This is a genomic window from Micromonospora thermarum, from assembly GCF_012034245.1.
Classification (GTDB): Bacteria; Actinomycetota; Actinomycetes; order Mycobacteriales; family Micromonosporaceae; genus Micromonospora; species Micromonospora thermarum.
The window spans coordinates 24,553-37,713 of the sequence record NZ_JAATEO010000043.1 but is presented as its reverse complement, the minus strand read 5'-3'; the positions used below and the strand labels follow the sequence as shown (position 1 = coordinate 37,713).

General features: G+C 69.2%; 7 protein-coding genes. All 7 read left to right on the top strand.

Annotation, left to right across the window (positions count from 1 at the left end; genetic code table 11):
* Positions 1 to 451 precede the first annotated feature (451 nt).
* The 7 genes from rpoB to fusA all read left to right on the top strand — a co-directional run bounded on the left by rpoB (position 452) and on the right by fusA (position 12,964).
* The gene (gene rpoB / locus HCJ94_RS26845) at positions 452 to 3,883 is read left to right on the top strand and encodes a DNA-directed RNA polymerase subunit beta (RefSeq protein WP_168003806.1); all 3,432 of its coding nucleotides are present in this window, start codon (positions 452 to 454) and stop codon (positions 3,881 to 3,883) included.
* Between the two features lie 84 nt (positions 3,884 to 3,967).
* Positions 3,968 to 7,855, top strand: a complete 3,888-nt coding sequence (locus tag HCJ94_RS26840; protein WP_168003805.1) for a DNA-directed RNA polymerase subunit beta' — start codon at positions 3,968 to 3,970, stop codon at positions 7,853 to 7,855.
* A 187-nt stretch (positions 7,856 to 8,042) separates the two neighbouring features.
* On the top strand, positions 8,043 to 8,417 hold the full coding sequence (locus HCJ94_RS26835; protein ID WP_168003804.1) for a hypothetical protein: 375 nt from the start codon (positions 8,043 to 8,045) through the stop codon (positions 8,415 to 8,417).
* A gap of 664 nt (positions 8,418 to 9,081) precedes the next feature.
* Positions 9,082 to 9,453, top strand: a complete 372-nt coding sequence (locus HCJ94_RS26830) for a hypothetical protein (protein ID WP_168003808.1) — start codon at positions 9,082 to 9,084, stop codon at positions 9,451 to 9,453.
* Positions 9,454 to 9,945: 492 nt separating this feature from the next.
* Positions 9,946 to 10,320 carry a 30S ribosomal protein S12 gene (gene rpsL, locus HCJ94_RS26825; RefSeq protein ID WP_007465318.1) on the top strand — a complete coding sequence of 125 codons (375 nt, stop codon included), beginning with the start codon at positions 9,946 to 9,948 and terminating at the stop codon, positions 10,318 to 10,320.
* Between the two features lies 1 nt (position 10,321).
* Entirely contained in the window at positions 10,322 to 10,792 is a 471-nt protein-coding gene (rpsG, locus tag HCJ94_RS26820) for a 30S ribosomal protein S7 (protein WP_155330225.1), read from the top strand.
* 75 nt (positions 10,793 to 10,867) lie between these two features.
* Positions 10,868 to 12,964, top strand: a complete 2,097-nt coding sequence (fusA, locus tag HCJ94_RS26815) for an elongation factor G (protein WP_168003803.1) — start codon at positions 10,868 to 10,870, stop codon at positions 12,962 to 12,964.
* Positions 12,965 to 13,161 lie beyond the last annotated feature (197 nt).

Sequence of the window (13,161 nt, the reverse complement as noted above, 5' to 3'; positions counted from 1 at the left end):
GAGCAGGGCGGTCGGCGTCCGGTGTGGTGGGCCGCCGTGGTGCCGGACGGTGACCCGGGGGTGGGAAAGGCACGGCGAGCCGGAGACCGGCCCTTGACGCGGCCCCGACCTGCCAGGCACGCTGACACCAGCAAGACCTTCCGCGCTTGCAACGGCCACCACTTGGGTAATGGCAGCGGCGACGCCATCGCCCGCGACACCCGAGTGGCCCGGCGGGATGTCGCGTTCCGAGCGGCCCGGTGCGACCCGTTACGAGGGTCCCGAGGCACGTTCCGCGACGACCTGCGGGGTGGGCTGGACAGCGGTTAGCCTCTCGGCTACACTGCTAGTTTGCGCTGCCTTCCGACTTGACCCCTGCTCGGAAATGTCCGTTTGTGGATATTTCTGGTGGGGTCATTGGAGTGCACGCGTACCAGCCGTTCTGCAGCACCGGTCCTCGGAAGGACGCATCTTGGCAGCTTCCCGCCCTGCGAAGACCAGTCGTACGTCGAGCGCTTTCGCTCCCCGCCGAGTTTCCTTCGGCCGGATCACCGAACACCTCGAGGTCCCCAACCTCCTCGCCATCCAGACCGAGTCCTTCGACTGGCTGGTCGGCAACGAGGCGTGGCAGGGCCGGTCGGCGGACGACCCGCACGCACGCTCGGGTCTCGCGGAGATCCTCGACGAGATCAGTCCCATTGAGGACTTCTCCGGCACCATGTCGCTCTCCTTCTCGGCTCCGCGCTTCGACGAGGTCAAGGCCTCGATCGAGGAGTGCAAGGAGAAGGACCTCACCTATTGCGCCCCGCTCTTCGTGACCGCGGAGTTCACCAACAACACCACCGGCGAGATCAAGAGCCAGACGGTGTTCATGGGTGACTTCCCGATGATGACGCCGAAGGGCACCTTCATCATCAACGGCACCGAGCGGGTCGTCGTCAGCCAGCTCGTCCGGTCCCCGGGCGTGTACTTCGACAAGCAGCCGGACAAGACCTCCGACCGCGACCTCTCCAGCGTCAAGGTCATCCCGAGCCGGGGTGCCTGGCTGGAGTTCGACATCGACAAGCGCGACACGGTCGGCGTCCGCATCGACCGCAAGCGCCGGCAGGCCGTCACGGTGCTGCTCAAGGCCATCGGATGGTCGGCCGAGCAGATCCGTGAGAAGTTCGGCTGGTCCGAGCTGATGATGACCACGCTCGAGAAGGACCACATCGCCGGCCAGGACGAGGCGCTGCTCGACATCTACCGGAAGCTCCGCCCCGGCGAGCCGCCGACCCGTGAGAACGCCCAGACCCTGCTCGACAACCTCTTCTTCAACCCGAAGCGGTACGACGTCGCCAAGGTCGGGCGCTACAAGTTCAACAAGAAGCTCGAGCTGGACGTGCCGATCACCACCGGCACGCTCACCGAGGACGACATCGTCGCGACCGTGGAGTACCTCTGCCGGCTGCACGCCGGTGAGGAGGGCTACGAGGCCGACGACATCGACCACTTCGGCAACCGGCGCCTGCGTACCGTGGGCGAGCTGATCCAGAACCAGGTCCGGGTCGGCCTGTCCCGGATGGAGCGGGTCGTCCGTGAGCGGATGACCACGCAGGACGTCGAGGCGATCACGCCGCAGACCCTGATCAACATCCGCCCGGTGGTGGCGGCGATCAAGGAGTTCTTCGGCACGTCGCAGCTGTCCCAGTTCATGGACCAGACCAACCCGCTGGCGGGTCTCACCCACCGGCGCCGGCTGAGCGCGCTCGGCCCGGGTGGTCTGTCCCGGGAGCGGGCCGGCTTCGAGGTCCGTGACGTGCACCCGTCCCACTACGGCCGGATGTGCCCGATCGAGACGCCGGAAGGCCCGAACATCGGTCTGATCGGCGCGCTGTCCACCTTCGCCCGGGTCAACCCGTTCGGCTTCATCGAGACGCCGTACCGGAAGGTCGTCGACGGTCGGGTCACCGACCAGATCGACTACCTGACCGCGGACGAGGAGGACCGCTTCGTCAAGGCGCAGGCCAACGCGCCGCTGAAGGCGGACGGCTCGTTCGCCGAGGACCGGGTCCTGGTCCGCCGTAAGGGCGGCGAGACCGAGGACGTCCCGCCGGCGGCCGTGGACTACATGGACGTGTCGCCGCGGCAGATGACCTCGGTCGCGACCGCGATGATCCCGTTCCTCGAGCACGACGACGCCAACCGCGCGCTCATGGGCGCGAACATGCAGCGCCAGGCCGTGCCGCTGGTCAAGGCCGAGTCGCCGCTGGTCGGCACCGGCATGGAGTACCGGGCCGCGGTCGACGCCGGTGACGTGGTGGTCGCCGAGGTCGGCGGTGTCATCGAGGACCTGTGCGCCGACTACATCACCGTCCACCAGGACGACGGCCACCGCCGGACGTACCTGCTGCACAAGTTCCGCCGCTCCAACGCCGGCTCCTGCGTCAACCAGAAGCCGGTCGTCTTCGAGGGTGACCGGGTCGAGGCTGGCCAGGTCATCGCCGACGGTCCCTGCACCGACGACGGCGAGATGGCGCTCGGGCGCAACCTGCTCGTGGCGTTCATGACCTGGGAGGGCCACAACTACGAGGACGCGATCATCCTGTCGCAGCGCCTCGTGCAGCAGGACGTGCTCACCTCGATCCACATCGAGGAGCACGAGGTCGACGCGCGGGACACCAAGCTCGGCCCGGAGGAGATCACCCGCGACATCCCGAACGTCAGCGAGGAGATGCTCGCCGACCTCGACGAGCGCGGCATCATCCGGATCGGCGCCGAGGTCGTCCCCGGCGACATCCTGGTCGGCAAGGTCACGCCCAAGGGTGAGACCGAGCTGACCCCGGAGGAGCGGCTGCTCCGCGCGATCTTCGGCGAGAAGGCGCGCGAGGTCCGGGACACCTCGCTGAAGGTGCCGCACGGCGAGACCGGCACGGTCATCGGCGTCCGGACCTTCTCCCGCGAGGACGGCGACGAGCTGCCGCCGGGTGTGAACGAGCTGGTCCGGGTCTACGTCGCCCAGAAGCGGAAGATCCAGGACGGTGACAAGCTCGCCGGCCGTCACGGCAACAAGGGCGTCATCTCCAAGATCCTGCCCGTCGAGGACATGCCGTTCCTCGAGGACGGCACGCCGGTCGACATCGTGCTGAACCCGCTCGGCGTTCCCTCCCGGATGAACATCGGCCAGGTGCTGGAGACGCACCTCGGCTGGGTGGCCAAGACCGGGTGGAAGGTCGACGGCGAGGACGCCGACTGGAAGCGCCAGCTCCAGGCGATCGGCGCGGACGAGTCCGAGCCGGACACCAACGTGGCCACTCCGGTCTTCGACGGTGCCCGCGAGGAGGAGATCTCCGGTCTGCTCGCGTCGACCCTGCCCAACCGGGACGGCAAGCAGCTGATCGGCTCGTCCGGTAAGGCGCAGCTGTTCGACGGCCGCTCCGGCGAGCCGCTGCCGGACCCGATCGCGGTCGGCTACATCTACATCCTGAAGCTCAACCACCTGGTCGACGACAAGATCCACGCCCGGTCGACCGGCCCGTACTCGATGATCACGCAGCAGCCGCTGGGTGGTAAGGCGCAGTTCGGTGGCCAGCGCTTCGGTGAGATGGAGTGCTGGGCGATGCAGGCGTACGGCGCCGCGTACGCCCTGCAGGAGCTGCTGACGATCAAGTCCGACGACGTCCTCGGCCGGGTGAAGGTCTACGAGGCGATCGTCAAGGGCGAGAACATCCCGGAGCCGGGCATCCCGGAGTCGTTCAAGGTGCTGCTCAAGGAGCTGCAGTCGCTGTGCCTCAACGTCGAGGTGCTCTCCAGCGACGGTGTGGCCCTGGAGATGCGCGAGACCGACGACGAGGTGTTCCGGGCCGCGGAGGAGCTGGGCATCGACCTGTCCCGGCGCGAGCCGAGCTCGGTCGAAGAGGTCTGAGGTGAGCGGTCGGGAGCCGGCTCGCCGCCGGCTCCCGACCCCACCCACTAGCTAAGCAGTACAGACGACGACATAGGGGACATAGTGCTCGACGTCAACTTCTTCGACGAGCTGCGCATCGGCCTCGCCACCGCCGACGACATCCGTCAGTGGTCCCACGGCGAGGTCAAGAAGCCTGAGACGATCAACTACCGCACCCTGAAGCCGGAGAAGGACGGGCTCTTCTGCGAGAAGATCTTCGGTCCTCAGCGGGACTGGGAGTGCTACTGCGGTAAGTACAAGCGGGTCCGCTTCAAGGGCATCATCTGCGAGCGCTGCGGCGTCGAGGTGACCCGTTCCAAGGTCCGTCGGGAGCGGATGGGGCACATCGAGCTGGCCGCTCCGGTGACCCACATCTGGTACTTCAAGGGCGTGCCGAGCCGGCTGGGCTACCTGCTGGACCTCGCGCCCAAGGACCTCGAGAAGATCATCTACTTCGCCTCGTACGTCGTGACGAGCGTGGACGCCGAGGCGCGTCACCGCGACCTCTCGACGATCGAGAACGAGATCCTGGCCGAGAAGCGGCAGGCCGAGAACAGCCGCGATTCGGAGATCGAGAAGCGGGCCGCCAAGCTCGAGGCCGACCTGGCCGAGCTGGAGGCCGAGGGTGCCAAGGCGGACGTCCGGCGCAAGGTCAAGGAAGGCGGAGAGCGCGAGATGCGCCAGATCCGCGACCGGGCCCAGCGCGAGATCGACCGCCTGGACGAGGTGCTGGACACCTTCCGCAAGCTGGAGCCGAAGCAGCTGGTCACCGACGAGCTGCTCTACCGGGAGCTGCGCGACCGGTTCGGTGAGTACTTCACCGGCGGCATGGGTGCCGAGGCCATCAAGGCGCTCGTCCAGAACATGGACCTCGACGCCGAGGCGGAGAGCCTGCGGGAGACCATCCGCACCGGCAAGGGGCAGCGGAAGATCCGGGCGCTCAAGCGGCTCAAGGTCGTCGCGGCGTTCCTCAACACCCGCAACTCGCCGCTCGGCATGGTGCTGGACTGCGTCCCGGTCATCCCGCCGGACCTGCGGCCGATGGTGCAGCTGGACGGTGGCCGCTTCGCGACCTCCGACCTGAACGATCTGTACCGCCGTGTCATCAACCGGAACAACCGCCTCAAGCGGCTGATCGACCTCGGCGCGCCCGAGATCATCGTCAACAACGAGAAGCGGATGCTCCAGGAGGCCGTCGACGCGCTGTTCGACAACGGCCGTCGCGGCCGGCCGGTGACCGGCCCGGGTAACCGTCCGCTCAAGTCGCTGTCCGACATGCTCAAGGGCAAGCAGGGCCGGTTCCGCCAGAACCTGCTGGGCAAGCGCGTCGACTACTCCGGCCGTTCGGTCATCGTGGTCGGCCCGAAGCTCAAGCTGCACCAGTGCGGCCTGCCCAAGCAGATGGCGCTGGAGCTGTTCAAGCCGTTCGTGATGAAGCGGTTGGTCGACCTCAACCACGCGCAGAACATCAAGTCCGCCAAGCGGATGGTCGAGCGGCAGCGGCCGGTCGTGTGGGACGTGCTGGAGGAGGTCATCGGCGAGCACCCGGTGCTGCTCAACCGGGCGCCGACCCTGCACCGGCTGGGCATCCAGGCCTTCGAGCCGCAGCTGGTCGAGGGCAAGGCCATCCAGATCCACCCGCTGGTCTGCACCGCGTTCAACGCCGACTTCGACGGTGACCAGATGGCGGTCCACGTGCCGCTGTCCGCCGAGGCCCAGGCCGAGGCGCGGATCCTGATGCTCTCGTCGAACAACATCCTCAAGCCGGCCGACGGCAAGCCGGTGACCATGCCCACCCAGGACATGATCATCGGTCTCTACCACCTCACCCACCTCACCGCCGGTGAGCGTGGCGAGGGCCGGGCGTTCAGCTCGGACGCCGAGGCGCGGATGGCGTTCGACAACGGCGAGCTGCACCTGCAGGCTCCGGTGAAGATCCGGCTGCGTGGGCTGGTCGGCGTCGACAACGGCCCGGGCGCCGAGGCGTGGACCGCTCCCGAGGGCTGGGTCGAGGGTGACCCGGTCACGGTGGAGACCACGCTCGGCCGGGTCCTGTTCAACGAGACGCTGCCCCCGGGCTACCGCTTCGTGAACTACGAGATCCGCAAGGGCCAGCTCTCCGCGATCGTCAACGACCTCGCCGAGCGCTTCCCGAAGGTGGCCCTCGCGGCCACCCTCGACGGGCTCAAGGAGGCCGGTTTCCACTGGGCCACCTGGTCCGGCGTGACGATCGGCATGGAGGACGTCATCGCTCCGCCGCGCAAGCGGGAGATCCTGGAGCGGTACGAGAAGGAAGCCGACCGGATCGACAAGCAGTACCAGCGTGGTCTGATGACCGCCGAGGAGCGCCGCGGCGAGCTCATCGAGATCTGGACCAAGGCGACCAACGAGGTCGCCAAGGAGATGGACACCGCGCTGCCGCAGGAGAACCCGCTGTGGAAGATGATCAACTCGGGTGCCCGCGGTAACCTGCTCCAGCTCCGGCAGATCGCGGCGATCCGTGGTCTGGTGGCCAACCCGAAGGGTGAGATCATCCCGCGGCCCATCAAGGCCAGCTACCGGGAGGGTCTGTCCGTGCTGGAGTACTTCATCTCCACGCACGGTGCCCGGAAGGGTCTCGCGGACACGGCCCTGCGTACCGCCGACTCGGGTTACCTGACCCGGCGTCTGGTGGACGTCTCGCAGGACGTCATCATCCGCGAGGAGGACTGCGGCACCGACCGTGCCATCCCGATGCAGATCGGGCAGCGGCGGGACGGGCAGCTGGTCGTGCACGAGCACGCCGAGACCAGCGTGCACGCCCGCACCCTGGCCGACGACATCAAGGGGCCGGACGGCACCGTCGTCGCCGAGCGGGGCGCGGACATCAACTCGATCCTGGTCGACAAGATCGTCGCCGCCGGGGTGGAGACCGTCCGGGTGCGGAGCGTGCTCACCTGCGAGTCGAAGCTGGGCGTCTGCGGTGCGTGCTACGGCCGCTCGCTGCCGACCGGCAAGACCGTGGACGTCGGCGAGGCGGTCGGCATCATCGCCGCCCAGTCGATCGGTGAGCCCGGTACGCAGCTGACCATGCGTACCTTCCACACCGGTGGTGTCGCCGGTGAGGACATCACCCAGGGTCTGCCGCGTGTCCAGGAGATCTTCGAGGCCCGCGTCCCCAAGGGCAAGGCGCCCATCGCCGACACCCCGGGTCGCGTCCGCATCGAGGACGGCGAGCGGTCGCGGAAGATCATCGTGGTGCCGGACGACGGCAGCGACGAGATCGTCTACGACAAGATCTCGAAGCGGGTCCGGCTCCTGGTCAACGACGGCGACCACGTCGAGGTCGGCGAGAAGCTCACCGTGGGTACGGTCGACCCGCACGAGCTGCTGCGCATCCTCGGCCCGCGCGCGGTCCAGGTCCACCTGACCCAGGAGGTCCAGGAGGTCTACCGCTCGCAGGGTGTGCTCATCCACGACAAGCACATCGAGATCATCATCCGCCAGATGCTCAAGCGGGTGACGGTCATCGACTCCGGCTCGACCGAGTTCCTGCCGGGCGTGCTGGTCGACCGGGCGCTGTTCGAGTCGGAGAACCGCCGGCTCGTGTCCGAGGGCGGCGAGCCGGCCGCCGGTCGCCCGGTGCTGATGGGTATCACCAAGGCCTCGCTGGCCACGGACTCCTGGCTGTCGGCGGCCTCCTTCCAGGAGACCACCCGGGTGCTGACGGACGCGGCGATCCACGCCCGCAGCGACTCGCTGATCGGCCTCAAGGAGAACGTGATCATCGGTAAGCTCATCCCGGCCGGTACGGGCATCAGCAAGTACCGCAACGTCCGGGTCGAGCCGACCGAGGAGGCGAAGGCCAAGGTCTACTCGATGACCGGCTACCCGGAGACCGACTACGGCTTCGGGCCGGCCAGCGGCCAGGCGGTCCCGCTGGACGACTTCGACTTCGGGTCGTACCGCTAAGGAGCGCACGCACGAGGCCCCCGGCATCCGCCGGGGGCCTCGTCGTGTCTCCGGAGACCGTCGGTGCCGACCACCAGGGTCGCCGGCGTGGCGGACCGTCGCGGGGTGAAGGTCGACCCGCACGCCGTGGCGGGGTCCGGAGCGCTCCTGCTGAACGGCCCCGACGGCGCCGGGCATGATGGAGGGCATGAACACCGCTCCCGGGCCCGTCCCGGTCGCTCCGTTCACGGGGCCGCCGCGGCATCCCCTCGACCCGGATCCGACCCGGGCCACCAAGGCGCGGGCGGTCTTCGCACTCGGTCTGATCGGCGCGCTGACCGGCCTGTTCATCGGGGGAGTGGTGCCCGCGACGGTGGCGCTCCAGCTCGCGCGGCAGGCGCGCCGTGAGGCGTACACCTCGGGGGGTTTCCTCACCGGCGCGGCCTGGCTGCGGCGGGGGGAGCGACTGGCCTGGACGGGCCTGGTGCTCGTCGCGGTAGCCGTGGTCGCCGCGGTGGTGGTCGGCGTGATCCGCCTCGCCGAGGCACCCTACGGGCAGGATTTCGCACCGAACGTGAACTGACCGGCACGGGGGAACCGCCGCGCCGGGCGTCGTCGGCTCGCCCGACGGCGGTAGCCTGACCGGTGTCCGTCGCCCGGTGCGTGGACGCCGACTTCCGACAGGAGGACCCGTGACCGACCCGGCGCGACCGCAGGGCACCGACCCGACGACGCCCGGTCGGCCGGCCACCCCTCCCGCCTCCGACGGGACGCGCCCGGACGGCTCGCCGGCGTCTCCGGCACCGACCTCGGACCCCTGGTCCCGGCCCCCGGCCGACGGCCCGGTCAGCCCGGCTGCCGGGTCGGCTGGCCCGGGCGGTGCGCCGGCCGGCCCGGCCGGTGCTCCCGATCTGCGGTCGGCGTACCCGCCGCCCGCGCCCGACCCGTGGGCGCGGCCCCCGGGCGGTCTGACCGCCGCGCCGGCGGCGCCAGCCGATCCGGCCGCCGGATCGCCGTCCGTTCCGCCCGTCGGCCCGACGAGCCCGCCGTCCGGTCCGCCCGCCATGCCTGCCGGCTCGCCGGCCGGGATGCCGGCCGCTCCCGGGACGGTGTCCGGGGCGGGGTGGGGCGTCCCGGCCGGGCCGGGCGGCACGCCGCCGACGGTCGCTCCCGGGTGGGGGTCGCTGCCTGCCGTACCGCCGCCTCCGCCGCGGGACGCGGTGGGGCGCCCGCGACGGGTCGACGCGGTGCCCGGCACGCCCTTCGGCGTGGTGCACCTCGACGTCCCGCCGGTGGCCTCCGGCCTGGCGGTGGGTTCGCTGGTGGCCGGGATCGTCTCGATCCTGGTCTCGCTGCTGGTGATCTGCTTCGGGGCGGTGGGGTCGGACTGGGACGGCGTCTGGGCCGCCGGCGCCTTCACCGTGCTCGGGGTCTTGACCGGGGCGGGTGCCGTCGGCGCCGGTCTGCTCGCGCTGCGGCAGATCCGCCGGCCCACGGCGCCGTCGGCGGTCCGGTTCGCCGGGCGCGGCCTGGCCATCTCCGGCGTCAGCTGTGGCGGTGCCGGGCTGCTGTTGAGCCTGCTCGGGCTGGGGCTGGCGTTGCTGGTGTCGCTGGCGTGACCACCGGGGCGACGGCCGGGCGGGAGACGGAGGGAACCCCGGGCCCGAGGGGTCGCTTCCCGGTGCAGCCGGTACACTTGTGTCCGTAGGTGCCCATCGCGGGCGCGCAGGCAGGATGGTTCGAATCGGCGGGCGGCGAGAGGCTCCGCCGGTCGCCCCGTTTTGACCGGCGCGGTTGTGGTAGGTACTCTTTCCCCTTGTGCCCGGGCCAGCCCGGGCAACTCGTGCGTGCGCCGGATCCGATCAGCAGTGGTCCTGCGACAGCACGCGAAGCCAGAAGACCCGGCGCACGGCCTGCCGCGTGCCGGTGACAGACCCCCGGGTGCCGCGCCAGCGATGTCCGGGGACCGTGAGCCGGGCGACACGCCCGACCGCGGGTGCTGGGACCCCCGTCAGGTGGCCCTGGTTGGAATGTAGGAGAGCCGTCCATCAGGCCGGCTAGAGCAGACGGCGCGGTCGCCTCGCAGCGGCCGAAGGGAGCGGAGAAACCCGGTGCCCACCATTCAGCAGCTGGTCCGAAAGGGCCGCCAGGCCAAGACGACCAAGACCAAGACCCCGGCGCTCAAGGGGTCCCCCCAGCGGCGCGGCGTGTGCACCCGCGTGTACACCACCACCCCGAAGAAGCCGAACTCGGCGCTGCGCAAGGTCGCTCGTGTCAAGCTCAGCAGCCAGATCGAGGTGACCGCCTACATCCCGGGCGTCGGCCACAACCTGCAGGAGCACTCGATCGTGCTCGTGCGTGGCGGTCGTGTGAAGGACCTCCCCGGCGTGCGGTACAAGATCGTTCGCGGCTCGCTGGACACCCAGGGTGTCCGCAACCGCAAGCAGGCGCGCAGCCGTTACGGCGCGAAGAAGGAGAAGAGCTGACATGCCGCGTAAGGGACCCGCTCCGCGGCGGCCGCTGGTCGCTGACCCGGTGTACAACTCGCCGCTGGTCACCCAGCTGGTGAACAAGATCCTGCTGCGCGGCAAGCGCCAGCTCGCCGAGAGCATCGTGTACGCGGCCCTCGAGGGCTGCCGCGAGAAGTCCGGCACCGACCCGGTCGTCACCCTGAAGCGGGCGATGGACAACGTCAAGCCGACCCTCGAGGTGCGCAGCCGCCGTGTCGGTGGCGCCACCTACCAGGTGCCGGTCGAGGTCCGCCCGGCCCGCGCGACCACCCTGGGTCTGCGCTGGCTGGTCACCTACGCCCGTGCGCGGCGCGAGAAGACCATGGTCGAGCGGCTGATGAACGAGCTGCTGGACGCGAGCAACGGCCTCGGTGCCGCCGTCAAGCGGCGCGAGGACACCCACAAGATGGCCGAGTCCAACAAGGCCTTCGCGCACTACCGCTGGTAACACCCTGGTTCCGGCGCCCACGAGGCGCCGGAACCGCCACCAGTTGTGTCGAGACGACGATAAGTAGGGATTGAAGTGGCCGCCGCAGACGCGCTCGCCAACGTACGCAACATCGGCATCATGGCGCACATCGATGCCGGTAAGACCACTACCACCGAGCGGATCCTGTTCTACACCGGTATCACCTACAAGATCGGTGAGGTCCACGAGGGCGCTGCCGTCATGGACTGGATGGAGCAGGAGCAGGAGCGCGGTATCACGATCACTTCCGCCGCCACGAAGTGCGAGTGGAAGGGCCACACGATCCAGATCATCGACACGCCCGGCCACGTCGACTTCACGGTCGAGGTCGAGCGGTCGCTGCGCGTTCTGGACGGTGCGGTCGCGGTCTACGACGGTGTCGCCGGCGTGGAGCCGCAGACGGAGAACGTCTGGCGTCAGGCCGACAAGTACAACGTTCCCCGGATGTGCTTCGTCAACAAGCTCGACCGGACCGGCGCCGACTTCTTCCGCTGCGTGCAGATGATGATCGACCGGCTCAACGCCACGCCGCTCGTGCTGCAGATCCCGATCGGGACCGAGGCCGACCACATCGGCGTCGTGGACCTGATCGGCATGCGCGCCCTCACCTGGCGCGGGGAGACCCAGAAGGGTGAGGACTACGCGGTCGAGGAGATCCCGGCCGACCTGGCCGACGCCGCCGCCGAGTGGCGCGAGAAGCTGATGGAGACCCTGGCCGACGTCGACGACTCGGTGATGGAGCGGTACCTGGAGGGCGAGGAGATCTCCGTCGAGGAGATCAAGGCCGCCATCCGTCGGGCCACCATCTCCGGCAAGGCCAACCCGGTCCTCTGCGGCTCCGCCTTCAAGAACAAGGGCGTCCAGCCGATGCTCGACGCCGTGGTCGACTTCCTGCCGTCGCCGCTGGACATCCCGGCGATCGAGGGCACCGCGACCGACGGCGAGACCCCGATGCAGCGGAAGCCGTCCACCTCGGAGCCCTTCTCCGGCCTGGCCTTCAAGATCCAGACCGACAAGCACCTCGGCAAGCTCACCTACGTCCGGGTCTACTCCGGCGTGGTGGAGTCCGGGTCCCAGGTGGTCAACTCCACCAAGGACCGCAAGGAGCGGATCGGCAAGATCTACCAGATGCACGCCAACAAGCGGGAGGAGCGCAGCTCCGCCAAGGCCGGCGACATCATCGCGGTCCAGGGTCTGAAGCAGACCACCACCGGTGACACCCTGTGCGACCCGGCGAACCCGGTCATCCTCGAGTCGATGACCTTCCCGGAGCCGGTCATCGAGGTGGCCATCGAGCCGAAGACCAAGGCCGACCAGGAGAAGCTCAGCACCGCCATCCAGCGGCTGGCCGAGGAGGACCCGACCTTCCGCGTCAAGCTGGACGAGGAGACCGGCCAGACGGTCATCTCCGGCATGGGTGAGCTGCACCTGGACATCCTGGTGGACCGGATGCGTCGCGAGTTCAACGTCGAGGCGAACATCGGCAAGCCGCAGGTGGCGTACCGCGAGACCATCCGCCGTCCGGTGGAGAAGGTCGAGTACACCCACAAGAAGCAGACCGGTGGTTCCGGCCAGTACGCCCGGGTCATCATCAGCCTGGAGCCGCTGCCGCTGGACAACGAGTCGCCGACCTACGAGTTCGCGAACGCCGTCACCGGTGGCCGCATCCCCCGGGAGTTCATCCCCTCGGTGGACGCGGGCGCCCAGGACGCCATGCAGTACGGCATCCTGGCCGGCTTCCCGCTGGTCGGTGTGAAGCTGACGCTGGTGGACGGTCAGTACCACGAGGTCGACTCGTCCGAGATGGCGTTCAAGATCGCCGGTTCGATGGCGCTCAAGGAGGCGGCCCGCAAGGCCGACCCGGCGCTGCTCGAGCCGATGATGGCCGTTGAGGTCACCACTCCTGAGGAGAACATGGGTGACGTCATCGGCGACCTCAACTCCCGCCGTGGCATCATCCAGGCGATGGAGGAGCGCGGCGGTGCCCGCGTCGTCCGCGCCCTGGTGCCGTTGTCGGAGATGTTCGGCTACGTCGGCGACCTGCGGTCGAAGACCCAGGGCCGGGCTAGCTACAGCATGCAGTTCGACTCCTACGCCGAGGTTCCGGCCTCGGTGGCCAAGGAGATCATCGCCAAGGCGACTGGTGAGTGACGCTCGCCTGAGCTGATCCGATGAGTCGGGTGTGGTCGCGGGAGGGTTCTCCCGCCCGCGGCCACCTCGGTCGGGTTGTGTGAATCCGGGCCTGTAGGCTTCATCGCCGCAGAACCCACAAAGGCTCTCCGGCCGTCAGGTCGGAAAGGCTGTCGACAGAGTCCTAAGCGCCGACCGGCGCGCCGGGGCGAACGAAC